Source organism: Candidatus Pseudomonas auctus (assembly GCF_048654275.1).
GTDB classification, from domain to species: Bacteria; Pseudomonadota; Gammaproteobacteria; order Pseudomonadales; family Pseudomonadaceae; genus Aquipseudomonas; species Aquipseudomonas pharyngis.
This window is the reverse complement of the sequence record NZ_JBJYZK010000001.1, coordinates 176,148-191,117: the sequence shown is the minus strand read 5'-3', so window position 1 is coordinate 191,117 and position 14,970 is coordinate 176,148. Positions and strand designations below refer to the sequence as shown.

The following is a 14,970-nucleotide window of genomic DNA, read 5'->3' as shown; positions in this document are numbered from 1 at the left end:
GCCCGCTTGCGCCGTCGTCGACCTCACGCAATATTCTCTTCAGCTCAGGCCGCGTCCACTTCTCCCAAAGAAAAAGGGGAATGATTTATTTTCTGTTTATTTTCTGAGAAATAAATCAGTCCCCTTCCCCCCCATATGCGATTTGTTAGCCGCTTTAGACACCCCAAAAACCGAAAAGCCAGAAAAGTAAAGCTCTGCCTCTATGCCCCTCATACTCCGATTCACTATCAAGCTGTTTTCGACAATAAAACAAACTGATAATGGCTGGGATAAGCAACAAGGTGAACAACCATTGAAACGCATCTGTTGATTTTAAGGTAATCGCCACAAGTAAATTAATTAGAGTCACGCCAATAATTAATAAGTTGTATCTAACATGTCGACGCTTCATTGAAGCAAATCTTTCCCAATCATAAATCAGCCAGTCGTGGGAAAAATCGTCGCATTTAGCACACCTTAGGCTTGGCGGAAGCTTGTCTGCGATATAACCACAGCTAGGGCATCGAACTTTCATGGCGCTATCCTGACACTCTCTCGTTAGTTGACATGCCATGTCGTGGTAAGCGCGAGATCTATCGAGGGATAACGCGATAGGGATGACGGCAAGCCCGACTTCGATAAAGAGGGTAGCAGGACACAATCTATTTGCCCTTAGTCTGTCCACCGAATGCTTTTGGCCGAAACCAGCCACTCCCACCCAAACCACCAACGGAGAGCCCCCCCATGAAAACCGCCCTAATCTCCGACACCCACAACCTCCTCCGCCCCGAAGCCCTCGCCGCGCTCCAGGGCTGTGACCAGATCATCCACGCCGGCGACATCGGCAACGCGGACATCCTCAACCAACTGGCCAAAATCGCCCCGGTCCACGCCGTGCGCGGCAACAACGACCTCAACAGCCCATGGGCCGAAAACCTCCCCGACCTCCTGACCTTCACCCTCAACGGTTGGCCAACCCTCCTCGTCCACGACATCGCCGATGTCCCCGCCGATCTCGATCCGGGTATCAAGCTCGTCGTCACCGGCCACTCCCACAAACCCCGCATCGATTGGCGCGGTGACCGTCTCTACGTCAACCCCGGCAGCGCCGGCCCTCGGCGTTTCAAATTGCCGGTGACGCTGGCGATCCTCGAGATACAACCCGACCGCATCGAACCGCGCCTGATTTCCCTGCTGGATCCCCCCGCCTGAAATCGCTACCGTTCCCGGATCCAGAACAGGGAACCCACGCGCCATGTCCATCGCCGACAACCTCCTCGCCTTCACCCTCGCCGCCACGCTGTTGACCCTGACGCCCGGTCTCGACACCGCGCTGGTGCTGCGCACCGCGACCGTCGAAGGCAAGCAGCAGGCCTTGCGTGCAGCGTTGGGGATCAATGCCGGTTGTCTGTTGTGGGGCGCGGCGGTGGCGTTTGGGTTGGGGGCGTTGATTGCGGTGTCGGAGCTGGCCTACAACCTGTTGAAGTATTGCGGCGCGGCGTATCTGGCGTGGCTGGGGTTGAACATGCTGCTGCGCCCTCGCCGTTCGCTGGCACCGGCCGAGGCCGATGGCAAACCGGGGGCGAACTGGTTTTTCAAGGGCATGCTGGGGAATGTGCTGAATCCGAAGATCGGGATTTTCTACGTGTCGTTTCTGCCGCAGTTCATTCCGCAAGGTCAGCCGCTGGTGCCGTGGACATTCGGGCTGGTGAGCATTCATGTGGTGCTCGGGCTGATCTGGTCGCTGGTGTTGATTGGCGCGACGCAGCCGCTGTCCGGGTTCCTGCGGCGCGAGAAGGTGATTCGCTGGATGGATCGCACCACCGGGATGATTTTCGTGTTGTTTGCTGCGCGGTTGGCGTTCAGCAAGCGTTGAAGCGCCTGCGCTAAACAAAACTTGGGTCGAGAGCTGCCACCGTCATCAAACTCCAGGCTTGCCCGATACATATGGTTATCCGTATATTCGGACAACCATATGTACTGAAGACCTCGTCATGCTCACCCCCGCTTCCGTTTTCAAATGCCTCGCCGACGAAACCCGCGCCCGGGCCACGCTGCTGATCACCCGTGAGGGTGAGTTGTGTGTCTGCGAACTGGTCTGCGCGCTGGACGACAGTCAGCCGAAAATCTCCCGCCATCTCGCGCAATTGCGCACCTGCGGTCTATTGCTGGATCGCCGTCAGGGCCAGTGGGTTTATTACCGGCTCAACCCTGATTTGCCGGCATGGATTCGCACGCTGCTTGAAACCACGCTCGCTGCCAACACCGCCTGGCTGGAAGAAAACAGCGCACGGCTGGCGGCTATGGGCGATCGCCCGCTCAATACGTCTGCCTGCTGCTGAGGATCGAAAATGCGAGTTCTGTTCATGTGCACCGCCAACAGCTGCCGCAGCATCCTGTCGGAGGCGATGTTCAACCATCTGGCGCCGGCCGGTTTCGAAGCAGTCAGCGCCGGCAGCTTCCCCAAGGGCCAGGTGCTGCCGCGCAGCCTGACCACGTTGCAGGCGGCCGGCATTTCCATCGCCGGGTTGAGCAGCAAGGGCAACGAGGCCTTCGAGGACAACCCGCCGGATATCGTCATCACCGTCTGCGACAAGGCCGCCGGTGAAGCCTGCCCGGTGTACTTCGGCCCGGCCCTGAAAGCCCATTGGGGGCTGGAGGATCCGTCGGATGTAGTCGGCGATGAACGGACCATCGATGCTGCCTTCCGCGCCACCCTCGCCCGCATCGAAACCCGCTGCCGGGCCTTCCTCGCCCTGCCCTTCGCCCAACTTGACCGTGATGCCCTCAAGCGCGAGCTCGACCGCATCAGCACGCTGTAACCGGAGCCGACATGACCGATTTGCCCAACCTCGATCCTTCACTGGTTCAAACAACCACGCGTGACGAAGGCGCGCACAAGCCGCGCATCCTGCTGCTTTACGGCTCGACCCGCCCGCGCTCCTTCAGCCGTTTGCTGGTGGAAGAAGCCGCACGGTTGCTGGAGCACTTCGGTGCCGAGACGCGGATCTTCAATCCCTCGGGCCTGCCGCTGCCGGACGATGCGCCGGGCGATCACCCGAAAGTCCAGGAACTGCTCGATCTGATGCAATGGTCCGAAGGTCAGGTCTGGTGTTCGCCGGAGCGTCACGGTGCGATGTCGGCGGTGTTCAAGGCGCAGATCGACTGGGTGCCGCTGGCCCTCGGCGCGGTGCGTCCGACCCAGGGCAAGACCCTCGCGGTAATGCAGGTCTGCGGCGGTTCGCAGTCGTTCAACGTGGTCAATCAACTGCGCGTACTGGGCCGCTGGATGCGCATGTTCACCATCCCCAATCAGTCATCGGTGCCCAAGGCTTATCTGGAATTCGACGAAGGCAACCGCATGAAACCCTCGGCGCTGTACGACCGGGTGGTGGACGTGATGGAAGAGTTGGTGAAGTTCACGCTGTTGCTGCGTGATCGCCCGGACCTGGTGGATCGCTATTCCGAGCGCAAGGAATCGGCGGAGGAATTGATGCAGCGGGTCAATCAGCGGTCGATCTGAATAACCGCAACGCCGCGAACGGTGGCCCGTCGCCCGGGTCACCGAAACTTTTCCGCGCCCTCCGGCCCCATCACCTAACCTCAATGTTTGTGTGATCAACCGGAATCGCCCAGTCCCATGCGTAATGCATTGAAGTCATTGATGTTCATCACCCTGACGCTGCTCTGTCCGGGTGTCTCGATGGTGTCGGCCGCCGACCTGCCCGGCACGCCCGATGTCGGCGCCCCGCTCCCCGGCGTCACGCAAAGCGATCTGCAAGCCTTGCAACTGCGCCTCGACGGCCTCAAGCAGCAGATCTCGTCCGCCAACAATTACAACCAGCTCGAAGGTCCGCAGGACCGGGTGCAGACGTTCATTCTGGACATCGATCGGCTGTCGGCATCGCTGTTGCCGCAGCAGGCGCAACTGACCGTGCAACTGGGCGTGCTCGGTGCCGCGCCGGCCGAAGCGGTCGCTGCCGAACAAGCCGATATCGCCGCGCAACGGGCGACGTTGATCGAGCAGAAAACCAAAGTCGATACGGCGCTGAAGAACCTCGCCACCCTCAAGCAAAACGCCACGGAGCTGATCACCCAGATCGCCGGGATCCGCCGCACCTTGCTCGAAAGCGAACTGACGCTCAGCACCCACAGCATTCTGAATCCCGGCTTCTGGGTTCCCCTTGTCAATCCGTCGGCGGATGATCGCCAGCGTCTGAGGCTTTTCGTCGATCAGGTGCAACAGACCGGCGCCGAAGCCTGGCAACCAGGTCAGCGCTTTTACACCGCCCTGCTGGTGGTACTGGCCTTTGTCGTCTGGACGCTGGGCCGGCGGCTGGCCGACCGTTGGCTGGCGTGGGTGTGCATTCACCGCATGCCGGAGGGTCGACTGCGCCGCAGTTCCCTGGCGTTCGCCTCGGCGCTGGCGACTCTCGCGACCACCGCCATTGCCCTGCAACTGCTCTATTACGCCTGCACCCGTCACGTGCCGTTGCCGCCGATGCTGGCGACATTTTCCGATGAGTTCGGGAAAGTGGTTTATGCCTGCGTGCTGATCACAGGGCTCAGCCGCGCGTTGCTCTCGACCGAGCACCCGTCCTGGCGACTGCCGGCGGTGGCTGACCCGGTGGCGCTCGCGCTGCGTCCCTACGCGCGGATTCTCGCCGCGACGCTGCTGGTGCTGGTGACGGCGGTGCAAGTCAGCAATGCCGCCGGCATGAGCAGTCAGATCGTGCTCGCAGGCCGGGGCATCATTGCGCTGGCGGTGCTCGGTATCGTCACCACGCTGCTGATGCGCGTCGGCAGGGTGCGCAAAACACTGGCCGCAGCCGGAGACAGCCAAGTGGCGGGCAACACCTTCGCCGGGGTGGTTTACACCGTTGCCACCCTGGCGATGGTGCTGTCGTTCGGCGCCCTGCTCACGGGTTACGTATCGCTTGCGCGGTTCATCACCTATGAACTGGTGTGGGCGTTTATCGTGTTTTCCGGGTTTTACCTGCTGATGCAGTTGCTCAAGGACAGCTGCGAGTATTTCTTCTCACCCCGCCATTCCAGCGGCAAGGCGCTGAAACAGCTGCTGGGTGTCGGCGACCGGCGTCTCGAACAGGCATCAACCCTGCTGGCCGGTTTCGGTCGAGCCGCGCTGTTGCTGCTGGCGGTCATCACCCTGTTCGTCGGCGGGATCGGCACCACACTCGGCCAACTGGCGACCAACATCGGCACGATCCTCGGCGGCGCCGGCCTGCGCAAGCTGAACATCGTCCCCGGCCATTTGCTCAACGCGATGCTCGCGCTGCTGATCGGCATCTACCTGATCCGCGCCCTGCGCCGCTGGCTCGACAACGAGTTCCTGCCCAAGACCGACATGGACCCGGGCATGTGCGCCTCGCTCAGCACGCTGTTTTCCAACATCGGTTATGCGGTAGTGATCCTGCTGACCCTGTCATCGCTGGGCGTGCAATGGACCAACCTGGCGTGGATCGTCAGCGCCCTGTCGGTGGGTATCGGCTTCGGCTTGCAGGAGATCGTGAAGAACTTCGTCTCCGGGCTGATCCTGCTCACCGAACGCCCGGTCAAGGTCGGCGACCTGATCAGCATCAGCGGCGTCGAGGGCGACATCCGCCGGATCAACGTGCGCGCCACCGAAATCCAGCTCAGCGACCGCTCGATCGTGATCGTGCCCAACTCGCAACTGATCTCGCAGAACCTGCGCAACGTCACCCTCGGCGGCAGCGCCCAGGGTGTGGCGACGCTGGAGCTGATGTTCCCGCTGGACATCGACCCCGAACAGGTGCAGAACCTGCTGTTCGACACCTACAAGGAACACGAAACCATCCTCGAAAAACCGGCGCCGTTCGTGCGCTTCAGCAAGCTGACGCCGGACGGGATTACGTTGACGGTGACCGGGTATGTGGCGAGCCCGAGGATTGTCGGGACGACCAAGAGTGATTTGTTGTTCGAGATTCTCAAGCGGCTGGGGGCGGCGGGGATTGAGCTGGCGAAGCCGCCGAGTACCTGAGGAAAAACCTGATGGGGCCTGTACCGCTGCGCGCCTGCCTGATCAGGCCTCAGGGGTTTCAATCGACTCTGGAGCCGCTTGCGCCTCGAGCTTCAGGCGATCAGCCTTGCTGATGTACTTCGGCTTGTTGCTCTTGGGTGCCAGTTTGGCGTTGGCCTTTCTGGATTTTTCCTTGAAGAGCTGTTGCAGTTTTTTCTGACGGTTCATGGTGTTTTTTGGTCTGCTTGAAAGTTGTTGGATGATATCAGCGTTGGGCCTGCTTCACCCCAGCACGTCAGTAATCCACCGCACCTGCTGCGTCAGCTCCTGCACCTTGTGTTCACAAACGGCATGCCGAGCCCGTCCAAAGTGAGCCAGCGTCTGCTGCTTGTGCCGCAGCCGGTGCTGCCACTTACTGACAAACGCCGGACTGCGCGCCTGCAACTGCAGCGGCCCGAAGTACAGTTCCTCGCGGGTATAGGAAACCGGCCCGCCCCGCTCGGCCACGATGATTTCGTAGTCGAAGCGGTTCTCGCGCAGGACGTCTTCGCAGAGGATTCGGTAGTCGTTGTCCATCAACCATTGGCGCAGCGGTTGCTCGCCGCCGTTGGGTTGCAGGATCAGGCGTTCGCGACCGCTCAGGCGCGCCTTGCCGGCTTCGAGGATGTCGCGGATGGTTTCACCGCCCATGCCACACACGGTAATTGCCGTGATCCCGTCTTCCGGTTCGACGGCCATCAAGCCATTGGCCAGGCGCACGGTGATCTGCTGCTCAAGATCGTTGTCGCGCACGGTGCGTTGCGCCGAACGGAACGGCGTCTCGGCCATCTCGCCCGCCACCGCCGCCGCGATCGCGCCACGGCGCATCAGGGCCACAGGCAGGTAGCCGTGATCCGAGCCGATATCGGCCAACCGCGCACCAGCAGGCACGTGCGCCGCCACCCGCTCCAGGCGCATGGACAATGTCTGTTCGTTCAACCGCAACCCCTTTCACTCTGAACGCCCGGCACTGGTGACCGGATCGGGGCGCGATTCTGGGGGGATACGCCGGGGAATTCAAATGTCTGCGACCAAATCACTTTGATCGATCCGCGCTTCTCCTCAACTGCCGATAGTTGCCAGGAGCCGGCCGGCCCGCTCGGCCAGAACAGGATTTTCCCCCTGCGCCAGAATCCGCAGCTTTTCCCTGGCGTTGTCAGTTCCGATATCACACAACGCATGGATGCATTTGACCCCCAAAGCGTATTCGGAGCCGATATAGGAATACTCCGCCAATGCGGCCTCGAACAGACTATCGACCGACGCCGGACATTTGAGAATCTGCAAGGCACTGGCGATATCTTCATGCCGCGTGTGCCAGCGCTCACCCAACAGGCGACTCAATACATTTGAACAGTCTGCTGGCAACGAAAACAGATAACCAAACGTCAGCGCACACTCCACGCTATCAGCATCCTTGTCTGCCAGTGCCGTCTCCAACTCCTGGCATACGTAGTTTTCAGGAATATCGCCTCCCGAAAAAAACAACTCGAGGAATGTCTCCCGCGACACTCTTTTCAAAGCGAGATCGATCACCAGGTCTTGCTGTTCGTTATTCACCGTTAACTCGCCCTCCAGCCGGACCAGGACGCGATTGTGTCGGATAACGCGTTGAATTCAAGAGGGCTCTACGCCTGCGACCGCAGAATTAGTAAAGTGGCCACCCTGCACCCGGACAACTACAGAAAGGATCATCGCGTGACATCTCCAAAGGACTGGCTGGACCGGCTGAGAAACAAACCCGTGACCGAGCCCACATGGGCGGAGCACCGGCGCAACGAAGCGCTGGAACTGCTCGCGAATGCCAACGGCAGCGGTACGTGGATAGAACTCAGCACCCACTACAACGGGTTCGTCCGGGAAGTCGCGGTGAGAGAGCTCAGTTGCGATTGCTCGCCGCAGGCACTTGTAGCCCTGATAGAACGGCTCAACGATTGGGTGCCACAGATTCGCGATCTGGCGTTGTCCGGGCTGAACAACTACCTGAATCCCGCTCAGGCGCCCGCGTTGCTGTATGCGCTGGAGTCGATCATGGCGCTGGCGGCGCGGCAGCGGGTTGACCATGCCCCCACCTACACCGCCGCACGTACTATTCTTCAATCACCGGAAATCCGCGATGAGGTCTTCGCAAACTTTCTCACGCGGCAAGGCAAAGCCGCGCGCTACCTGTTCAGTTTGCTGCTGGAAACGGATTTCGACCCGGAGAGACTCCTGCGTAGCGCCCTGGCTCATCGGGAGCTGACCGTAAGGTTGGCTGCGGTGTCGGTCTGTCAGGAACTGCCGCCAGCGCAGGCTTCGCCTTTGCTGCTTGAGGCACTGGCGCGGCCGGGTGCCAAGGTACGAGTCAGCATACTGCGCGCCCTCCTTCCGCTGTCTGACGATCCAGTTCACCTGCTGCGATTGGCTTTGCTCGATCCTTCGCCCGCGATTCGCAGCCTGGCGCGTTGGGCAGCACCTCGTCACGGCGTCGATGCATCTGAGGTACTGGCGCAGCGACTCAGCCAGGATTTCCCCACCCGCAAACGCGAATGGCTTGGCGTACTGGGCCTGGCTGCCGAGCTGGAAATCAGACTCCAGAAGCACTGGCTTATTGAAGCGCTGAGCTCGATCTATCCCTCTGTGCGGCAGGCTGCGGTTCGCCTGCTGGGCGACGAAGATCTGCCGCTGATGCTCGGGGCGTTGGGTGATTCTTCGGAAAAAGTGTACCTCGCCGCCTACGCGCTAACAGACAAGCAGCCCTGGGCCGCGCTGAATTCCGGGGTCGCCGCGAAACTGGATTGCGAATGGCATGACCTGCCCCCGCAACGCAGCCGGGCGATCTTGCGCTTGATGTCCAGTTGGCAGCAGATCGCCTATCTGTTGAAACGGCTGGAAGCAGAACCCGTGGTTGAGACATTCTGGCTGCGGCAGGTGGATCTCTGGTGCGATCGCCAGTATCAGGTTTTCGACTCGGTCACCTCAAATGACCAGCGCAGCGCGTTGGTGCAACAGCTCAGAGCGCTGGCCGCCAGCGGCCTTATCCAGAGTGACAGGGTTGCGCTCTTTACCGACTGATATCTGAACCGATCTACACCAACACCGCCAACCAGGCCGACAGCAACAATAAAAACGCCAGCCCGGCATTCATTCGCCGAAACGCCCGTGGCGAGCCAAAAAACCGCGCACTGCCCACGCCCAGCAGCGCCCACGCCGTCATGCACGGCAGGCAGACCATTAGAAAAACCGCCGACAAAAGCAGCATCCGCGCGCTGTCGTCGCCGTTGCCGCCAAACACACTCACCACCGCCACGGCCATCATCCACACCTTGGGGTTGATCAATTGCAGGCCGGCGGCGCCGAACACGCTGAAGCCGTCATCGGCCGCTGTCGCCGAGTCCAACGAGGGCGGCGTGCTGCGAAAGATCTGCCACGCCAGCCAGCTCAGCCACAACACACCGGCCCAGGCCATCGCCTGCTGCACGCGGGGATAGCGCAGCAAGGTTTCCCCCACGCCGAGCCCGACCACCAACACCACCAGCGCCGCCGACACACACGCGCCGAAGATGATCGGCACGGTGGCGGTCAGACCGCGCCGCGAGCTGTGGCTCATCACCAGAATATTGGTCGGCCCCGGGGTGATCGAGGCGACGAAGGAAAACAGCAGAAATGGCAGCAACGATTCCATGACAGGACTCCCGAATCAAAACAGGAGGCCATGGTCGCGGTTGCGCGGGGTTCAGTCTGGAAGGTTTGAGCAGCGCTTGCGGTAGTCCGCCGGCGTCAGGTGATAGGCACGGCGGAACCAGCGCCCGAGATGGCTTTGATCGGCGAAACCAAGGGCGCTGGCGACGGTGGCGGGTGTTTCGCCGCGCGCCAGCAGCTGGCGGGCGCGGGCCAGGCGCAACTGGATCAGATACGCATGCGGCGCCAGTCCGAAAGCGGCCTTGAATGCACGGGTCAGACGAAAGCGATCGACCCCGCAGGCCTGGGCCAGGTCGTCCAGCCCGATGTCCTCGAAGGCGTGCCCATGCAGATAATCCCGCGCCACCTGGGCCACCCATGGCAGGCGCGGATCGAATGGCTGGCGCTTGCGCCAGTCGAGGTGGGACGTCAGCGCACCGAGCAAGGTGTCGATGGCGGTCTGGCGCACGATGCGCAAGTCGCCTTGATGCAGGGCGTTGAAGGCCTGATTGATGGCCGTGGACAGGCGCGAATCCTGACTCAGGGTATCGGTGAACCCGAGCTGGCTGTTGTCCGGCGCATGCTCGAACAGCACGCGCAATTCGCGCTCCAGCCAGTGCGGGTCGAGGTAGAGCATGGAATAGGTGAAACCCTCCTCCGTCGGCGCGTGCCCGTCGTGGATCTCACCCGGTTCCAGCATGAAAATCTTGCCCGGCGTACTCAGATGGCGCACGCGCCGGCAATGAAACTGCTGCACGCCCTGCTCGGTGACGCCCACAAGAAAGCTGTCATGCCAGTGCGGATCGTAGGCATGCCCCTGGAAATGGGCACGAATCGACTCGATCCCGGTGTCGGCATCCTGAGACAAGTCGATCCAGTTGCGTTTGTCCACGCAAGGCTCCGAAGGCAGTGGTTGTTCGTCAAGGACGTCTACGTTACCGCGACTTTGCCGATGGGTTTAGAACATTTGTGCACGTGAGCCAGGCAGGCCATCCAGCAAATTTAATGAACCCTGAGTGTCACGGCCCGCCTAAGCCAAAGACCATCAGGAGGTAGCTCATGCAAATTGAAACCACGTGGATCGTACTGGCCGTCGTGCTTTTGCTCATCGAATTGTGGGCGATCAACAGGGTGCGCAAGAGTGAGGGGAAAGCCAGCAACAAAGGTGTCTGGATCGTATTGATCGTGTTTGTGCCGCTGTTCGGGCTGATCGCCTGGGCGCTGGCCGGGCCCAAGCACGTCACGCAGGCTTGAAGCCCAAGGCAAGCAAGAGCCCCGAACATTCGGGGCTTTTTGTTGGCTGCAGGTTTGTATCCCAGTGTGTACGAACGCCTCCCGGATACATGCCCGCGCATCAGCTGATGAAAACGGAAACAGCGCAGATACGTGGCCAGTCTTTAATGGGCTCCAGATTCGAAGGGTTCAGCCAGAACCCGGCCCTCGCCGATCATAAGGAGACTTGCCATGAAGCACGCACCACACGCTACCGTCACCACCGGGAAAAACCGTCGCCGTCTGCTGGGCCTGTCGCTTCTCGCCACCGCGCTGCTGCAGTTTGGCGCCTTCGCTCAAGCGCAAACCGCAGCACCCGAGCCGATCAAGACCGCAGCCGCCAGCGTCACAGCTGACCTGCCATTCGGCCCGCTCAAGCACGTGAAGGCCGGCGTATTGGACGTGGCCTACGCCGAAACCGGCCCGGCCAATGGCCCGGTGGTGATTCTGCTGCACGGCTGGCCGTATGACATTCACAGCTACGACGACGTCGCGCCGCTGCTGGCGGCCAAGGGTTATCGGGTGCTGATGCCGTACGCCCGGGGTTATGGCGACACGCATTTCCTGTCCGACAAGACCGTGCGTAACGGTCAGCCGGCGGCGCTGGCCAGTGACGTGATCGATTTCATAGATGCGCTGAAGATCAAGCAAGCCGTGCTCGGTGGCTACGACTGGGGCGCGCGATCGGCAGACATCGTTTCGGCGCTGTGGCCGGAGCGGGTCAAGGCGCTGGTCTCGGTCAGCGGTTACCTGATCGGCAATCAGGCCGCCGGCAAGAATCCGCTGCCGCCCAAGGCCGAACTGCAATGGTGGTATCAGTTCTACTTCGCCACTGACCGTGGTGAGGCGGGTTACACCAGGAACACCCATGATTTCGCCAAGCTGATCTGGCAACTGGCGTCACCGAAGTGGGCGTTCGACGATGCCACCTTCGACCGCAGCGCCAAGGCGTTGCAGAACCCGGATCACGTCGCGATCACCGTATTCAACTACCGCTGGCGTCTGGGCCTGGTGCAGGGTGAAAAACAGTACGATGCGCTGGAACAGAAACTCGCCACCGCGCCTTCGATCAGCGTGCCGACCATTACCCTGGAAGGCGATGCCAACGGCGCGCCGCACCCGGCCCCCGAGGACTACGCCAAGCGCTTCACCGGCAAATACCAGTTCCGCTTGATCAACGGTGGCATCGGTCACAACCTGCCGCAGGAAGACCCGAAAGCCTTCGCTCAGGCGATCATCGACGCCGATCACCTCTGAAGCGGCACGCCGAACGGCTCGTCATTTGACGAGCCGTTTTTCTTTGGACGGGCGATAACCGAAATAGGCGCTGTAGCACTTGCTGAAATGACTCGGCGAAACGAATCCGCAGGCCACCAGCACGTCCACTTGGGACAGCTCGGTGTGTTGCAACAGGCGCCGAGCCTCAGTGATGCGCAGTTCCATGTAATAACGCTGCGGCGTGGTGCCCAGTTGTTCCTTGAACAGCCGCTCCAGTTGACGCCGGGAACGCCCGGCATACACCGCCAGTTGTTCCAGCTCCAGCGGTTCCTCCAGATTGGCGTCCATCAGCTTCACCACTTCACGCAACGGCGCGCTGACGCAGAGGTTCTCCGTCGGTTTGATCCGCCGGTAACGCGATTCCTCGAACGCCAGAATGTCTTCGATGCCTTCGACCAGCGCCTTGTCGTGCAGGCCCTTGATCCAGTCCAGCGCCATGTGGAACGCGCCGGACGGACTGGACGCGGTCAACCGGTCGCGGTCGATTACGTAGGGTTCGCTGCTGACCTGGGTCGCCTTGGAAATCTCCGCCAGCGCCGGCCGATGCTCCGGGTGAATCGCACAGCGATAGCCTTCCAGCACCCCTGCCCGGCCCAGGAACCACGCGCCGTTCCACAGCCCGGCCAGTATCACGCCGGCCTCGGCGGCCATTTTCAGCAGGTTGATGAGCTCATCGCTCGCCTTCAATTCCGTGCGGTAACCGCCGCAGATCACCAGCAGATCCAATTCCTGCAACACACTGGTTTCCAGACGCGAGTCCGGGCGAATCACCAGCCCCAGGTCGCTGATCACTTCGCCGTCGCTGAGGCCGAAAGTTCGCGTGGAAAACAGACCGGGGCGCAGCAGATTGGCGGTGACCAGGGTGTCCAGCGCCTGGGTGAAGGCCGGCAGGGAAAAATGCTCCAGCAGCACAAACCCGGTGCGGGTCATGCGTCCCGGCCCGCTGGCGGGCTCGTTCAGGTAGCGAAGGTTCTTGCCCTTCATGCCACCGCTGAATTGGCGTCGTTCGATCAAGGTGGGGTCCATCGTTTCGTTGTTATGCCGCCATGCTAACCGGCGCCGCAGCAAATTACTCGCGAACGACGCAAGCACCTCAGTGCGATCGCTGCTGATACCAGCGAGCCTGCGTCCCAACGTCGCAGGCCCGGCACCTTGGCAAACGCCACACAAGGCTTAAAATCGCGCCTCCTCTCGCAGTCGCCCGACCGGCGCCTGCCCGCAGCCATGACAACCCTCAGGTTTGAACAGCCGGCCACTTTCACGAAGTGCGCCAGGCTCAATCGTCCTGCCCGTTCGGCGGTCGTTTGTCTTCAACACACTTCGGCTTGGCACTCGCATGCGCAGAGGCGCACGTTCCGCTGTTCGATCACTTGAGGTTTTTATGACACCGCGTTTGCTGGCCATGGCGCTGGCGCCCCTGCTCGGGCTGTTCATTGTTGCCCTGGGCAACGGCTTTCTGTCTTCTTTGACCACCCTGCGCCTGGGCGCTGCCGGCGAATCGGCGACGATGATCGGCATTGTGTCCTCGGCCTATTTCATCGGCCTGACGCTGGGCGCGATCTTCAACGACCGGCTGATCCTGCGCATCGGCCACATCCGCGCCTACAGCAGCTTCGCCTCGCTCATCGCCGCGACCATCCTGCTGCAAGGGCTGTTTTATGACACCTGGGGCTGGGTCGTCCTGCGCCTGATCAACGGCTGGGCCACGGTCGGTGTATTTCTGGTGATCGAGAGCTGGCTGCTGCTGGCCGGTGACGCGAAGATTCGCGGCCGTCTGCTCGCGTTGTACATGATCGTTCTCTACGGCGCCGGCGTGCTGGGTCAGGCGTTTTTGGGAAAAATCACCGGGCTGGGCGACACCGCGCCGTTCATGGTCGCCGGCATGCTCGCGACCCTGTCGGTGCTGCCGATCGTGATCCTGCCGCGGGTTTCACCGCTGCTTGAACAGGTCGAACCGCTCAAGCCACGGGCGCTGCTGGGTGTGTCCCCCACCGGACTGGTCGGGTGCTTCGGCTCCGGCGTGACCATCGCGGCGATCTACACCCTGCTGCCGCTGTACCTGCAACGCATCGGCCTGAACGTCGGCGAAGTCGGCAGCATGATGGCCTGGACGATCCTCGGCGCGATGCTGCTGCAATACCCGGTCGGGCGCTGGTCCGACCGCAAGGATCGCCTGCAGGTGCTGACCGTGCTCTGCGCCGCGTGCACCGTGCTGTCGCTGGTGATCGTGCTGGTGCCGCTGTCCTCGGCCATGCTCGCGGCGATGCTGTTCCTGCTGGGCGGCGGCGTGTTCGCGTTGTACCCGGTTGCGGTCAGCCACGCTGCCGACCGGGCGCCGGTGGAAACCCTGGTACCGATGATTCAGGGCATGCTGCTGATCAATTCGCTGGGCTCGGCGATGAGCCCGCTGCTGATCTCGCCAGCGATGAACGCTCACGGCGAAACCGGCTTGTTCTGGGCCTTCGCGCTGGTCAACCTGGCCATGGTGACGTTCTTCTTCTGGCGTCGCGGCAAGCGTCCGGTGCCGGCCAATCCGGCGCCGTTCGCAGCAGCGGCGACCTTCTCGCCAACTGGCGCCGAACTGCGAGTGACCGAGGATCTGCGCCAGGCGGCGCAGGAACATCCGCCGATGGTCGATGCGTTGAGTGGCGAAGCGGCGCCGCAGACAGGATCGCGCTACGAAGCCAGTTGAGTTTCTGGCAGGCATAAAAAAACCGGTGACTTTCGTCACCGGTTTTTTTTAT

At 61.5% G+C, this 14,970-nt stretch carries 17 protein-coding genes; 10 read left to right on the top strand and 7 right to left on the bottom strand.

Annotation, left to right across the window (positions count from 1 at the left end; all coding sequences use genetic code 11):
* Positions 1 to 154: 154 nt before the first annotated feature.
* Complete coding sequence (locus tag ACKUG4_RS00830) at positions 155 to 514, bottom strand: zinc ribbon domain-containing protein (protein WP_445433170.1); 360 nt, start codon at positions 512 to 514, stop codon at positions 155 to 157.
* 209 nt (positions 515 to 723) lie between these two features.
* On the opposite strand from ACKUG4_RS00830, the gene ACKUG4_RS00825 reads away from it, so the two are divergent.
* From ACKUG4_RS00825 to ACKUG4_RS00800, 6 genes are all read left to right on the top strand, one after another.
* Positions 724 to 1,191, top strand: coding sequence for a metallophosphoesterase family protein (locus ACKUG4_RS00825; protein ID WP_445433169.1), 468 nt, complete (start codon positions 724 to 726; stop codon positions 1,189 to 1,191).
* 43 nt (positions 1,192 to 1,234) lie between these two features.
* Positions 1,235 to 1,855, top strand: coding sequence for a LysE family translocator (locus tag ACKUG4_RS00820; RefSeq protein ID WP_064595875.1), 621 nt, complete (start codon positions 1,235 to 1,237; stop codon positions 1,853 to 1,855).
* A gap of 118 nt (positions 1,856 to 1,973) precedes the next feature.
* Positions 1,974 to 2,321, top strand: coding sequence for a metalloregulator ArsR/SmtB family transcription factor (locus ACKUG4_RS00815; RefSeq protein WP_085611839.1), 348 nt, complete (start codon positions 1,974 to 1,976; stop codon positions 2,319 to 2,321).
* Positions 2,322 to 2,330: 9 nt separating this feature from the next.
* Positions 2,331 to 2,801 carry an arsenate reductase ArsC gene (locus tag ACKUG4_RS00810; protein WP_085611840.1) on the top strand — a complete coding sequence of 157 codons (471 nt, stop codon included), beginning with the start codon at positions 2,331 to 2,333 and terminating at the stop codon, positions 2,799 to 2,801.
* 11 nt (positions 2,802 to 2,812) lie between these two features.
* Complete coding sequence (arsH, locus tag ACKUG4_RS00805) at positions 2,813 to 3,502, top strand: arsenical resistance protein ArsH (RefSeq protein WP_445433168.1); 690 nt, start codon at positions 2,813 to 2,815, stop codon at positions 3,500 to 3,502.
* A gap of 117 nt (positions 3,503 to 3,619) precedes the next feature.
* Entirely contained in the window at positions 3,620 to 5,998 is a 2,379-nt protein-coding gene (locus ACKUG4_RS00800; RefSeq protein ID WP_445433167.1) for a DUF3772 domain-containing protein, read from the top strand.
* A gap of 42 nt (positions 5,999 to 6,040) precedes the next feature.
* Here the strand turns inward: ACKUG4_RS00800 and ACKUG4_RS00795 are convergent, their stop codons facing one another.
* The 3 genes from ACKUG4_RS00795 to ACKUG4_RS00785 all read right to left on the bottom strand — a co-directional run bounded on the left by ACKUG4_RS00795 (position 6,041) and on the right by ACKUG4_RS00785 (position 7,576).
* Entirely contained in the window at positions 6,041 to 6,205 is a 165-nt protein-coding gene (locus ACKUG4_RS00795) for a DUF2986 domain-containing protein (protein ID WP_064595861.1), read from the bottom strand.
* Between the two features lie 54 nt (positions 6,206 to 6,259).
* Positions 6,260 to 6,955 carry a tRNA (adenine(22)-N(1))-methyltransferase gene (locus ACKUG4_RS00790; RefSeq protein ID WP_445433166.1) on the bottom strand — a complete coding sequence of 232 codons (696 nt, stop codon included), beginning with the start codon at positions 6,953 to 6,955 and terminating at the stop codon, positions 6,260 to 6,262.
* Between the two features lie 123 nt (positions 6,956 to 7,078).
* Positions 7,079 to 7,576: a hypothetical protein gene (locus ACKUG4_RS00785; protein WP_445433165.1), complete on the bottom strand. Its 498-nt coding sequence runs from the start codon at positions 7,574 to 7,576 to the stop codon at positions 7,079 to 7,081.
* A gap of 96 nt (positions 7,577 to 7,672) precedes the next feature.
* Here ACKUG4_RS00785 and ACKUG4_RS00780 point away from each other — a divergent pair, with 96 nt between their 5' ends.
* On the top strand, positions 7,673 to 9,070 hold the full coding sequence (locus ACKUG4_RS00780; protein WP_445433164.1) for a PBS lyase: 1,398 nt from the start codon (positions 7,673 to 7,675) through the stop codon (positions 9,068 to 9,070).
* 13 nt (positions 9,071 to 9,083) lie between these two features.
* Here ACKUG4_RS00780 and ACKUG4_RS00775 read toward each other — a convergent pair whose 3' ends face one another.
* Together ACKUG4_RS00775 and ACKUG4_RS00770 are read right to left on the bottom strand one after the other, a co-directional pair.
* The gene (locus ACKUG4_RS00775) at positions 9,084 to 9,680 is read right to left on the bottom strand and encodes a LysE family translocator (protein ID WP_445433163.1); all 597 of its coding nucleotides are present in this window, start codon (positions 9,678 to 9,680) and stop codon (positions 9,084 to 9,086) included.
* Between the two features lie 51 nt (positions 9,681 to 9,731).
* Positions 9,732 to 10,568: an AraC family transcriptional regulator gene (locus ACKUG4_RS00770; RefSeq protein WP_064595851.1), complete on the bottom strand. Its 837-nt coding sequence runs from the start codon at positions 10,566 to 10,568 to the stop codon at positions 9,732 to 9,734.
* 167 nt (positions 10,569 to 10,735) lie between these two features.
* Here ACKUG4_RS00770 and ACKUG4_RS00765 point away from each other — a divergent pair, with 167 nt between their 5' ends.
* Together ACKUG4_RS00765 and ACKUG4_RS00760 are read left to right on the top strand one after the other, a co-directional pair.
* Entirely contained in the window at positions 10,736 to 10,930 is a 195-nt protein-coding gene (locus ACKUG4_RS00765) for a PLDc N-terminal domain-containing protein (protein WP_041475233.1), read from the top strand.
* 210 nt (positions 10,931 to 11,140) lie between these two features.
* Positions 11,141 to 12,205 (top strand): alpha/beta fold hydrolase, encoded by a 1,065-nt coding sequence (locus tag ACKUG4_RS00760; RefSeq protein ID WP_445433162.1) that lies wholly within the window; start codon positions 11,141 to 11,143, stop codon positions 12,203 to 12,205.
* A gap of 21 nt (positions 12,206 to 12,226) precedes the next feature.
* On the opposite strand, the gene souR is transcribed toward ACKUG4_RS00760, so the two are convergent.
* Positions 12,227 to 13,252, bottom strand: a complete 1,026-nt coding sequence (souR, locus tag ACKUG4_RS00755) for a transcriptional regulator SouR (protein WP_085611847.1) — start codon at positions 13,250 to 13,252, stop codon at positions 12,227 to 12,229.
* A gap of 355 nt (positions 13,253 to 13,607) precedes the next feature.
* On the opposite strand from souR, the gene ACKUG4_RS00750 reads away from it, so the two are divergent.
* Positions 13,608 to 14,918 carry an MFS transporter gene (locus ACKUG4_RS00750; RefSeq protein ID WP_445433161.1) on the top strand — a complete coding sequence of 437 codons (1,311 nt, stop codon included), beginning with the start codon at positions 13,608 to 13,610 and terminating at the stop codon, positions 14,916 to 14,918.
* The last annotated feature ends 52 nt before the right edge of the window (positions 14,919 to 14,970 follow it).

Bases quoted from the DNA above. Each gene is read 5' to 3' on its own strand.
- ACKUG4_RS00825 (WP_445433169.1), top strand. From the start codon at position 724: ATGAAAACCGCCCTAATCTCCGACACCCACAACCTCCTCCGCCCCGAA.
- ACKUG4_RS00815 (WP_085611839.1), top strand. From the start codon at position 1,974: ATGCTCACCCCCGCTTCCGTTTTCAAATGCCTCGCCGACGAAACCCGC.
- ACKUG4_RS00810 (WP_085611840.1), top strand. From the start codon at position 2,331: ATGCGAGTTCTGTTCATGTGCACCGCCAACAGCTGCCGCAGCATCCTG.
- ACKUG4_RS00775 (WP_445433163.1), bottom strand. From the start codon at position 9,680: ATGGAATCGTTGCTGCCATTTCTGCTGTTTTCCTTCGTCGCCTCGATC.
- ACKUG4_RS00820 (WP_064595875.1), top strand. From the start codon at position 1,235: ATGTCCATCGCCGACAACCTCCTCGCCTTCACCCTCGCCGCCACGCTG.
- souR (WP_085611847.1), bottom strand. From the start codon at position 13,252: ATGGACCCCACCTTGATCGAACGACGCCAATTCAGCGGTGGCATGAAG.
- ACKUG4_RS00760 (WP_445433162.1), top strand. From the start codon at position 11,141: ATGAAGCACGCACCACACGCTACCGTCACCACCGGGAAAAACCGTCGC.
- ACKUG4_RS00750 (WP_445433161.1), top strand. From the start codon at position 13,608: ATGACACCGCGTTTGCTGGCCATGGCGCTGGCGCCCCTGCTCGGGCTG.
- ACKUG4_RS00795 (WP_064595861.1), bottom strand. From the start codon at position 6,205: ATGAACCGTCAGAAAAAACTGCAACAGCTCTTCAAGGAAAAATCCAGA.
- ACKUG4_RS00830 (WP_445433170.1), bottom strand. From the start codon at position 514: ATGAAAGTTCGATGCCCTAGCTGTGGTTATATCGCAGACAAGCTTCCG.
- ACKUG4_RS00765 (WP_041475233.1), top strand. From the start codon at position 10,736: ATGCAAATTGAAACCACGTGGATCGTACTGGCCGTCGTGCTTTTGCTC.
- ACKUG4_RS00800 (WP_445433167.1), top strand. From the start codon at position 3,620: ATGCGTAATGCATTGAAGTCATTGATGTTCATCACCCTGACGCTGCTC.
- arsH (WP_445433168.1), top strand. From the start codon at position 2,813: ATGACCGATTTGCCCAACCTCGATCCTTCACTGGTTCAAACAACCACG.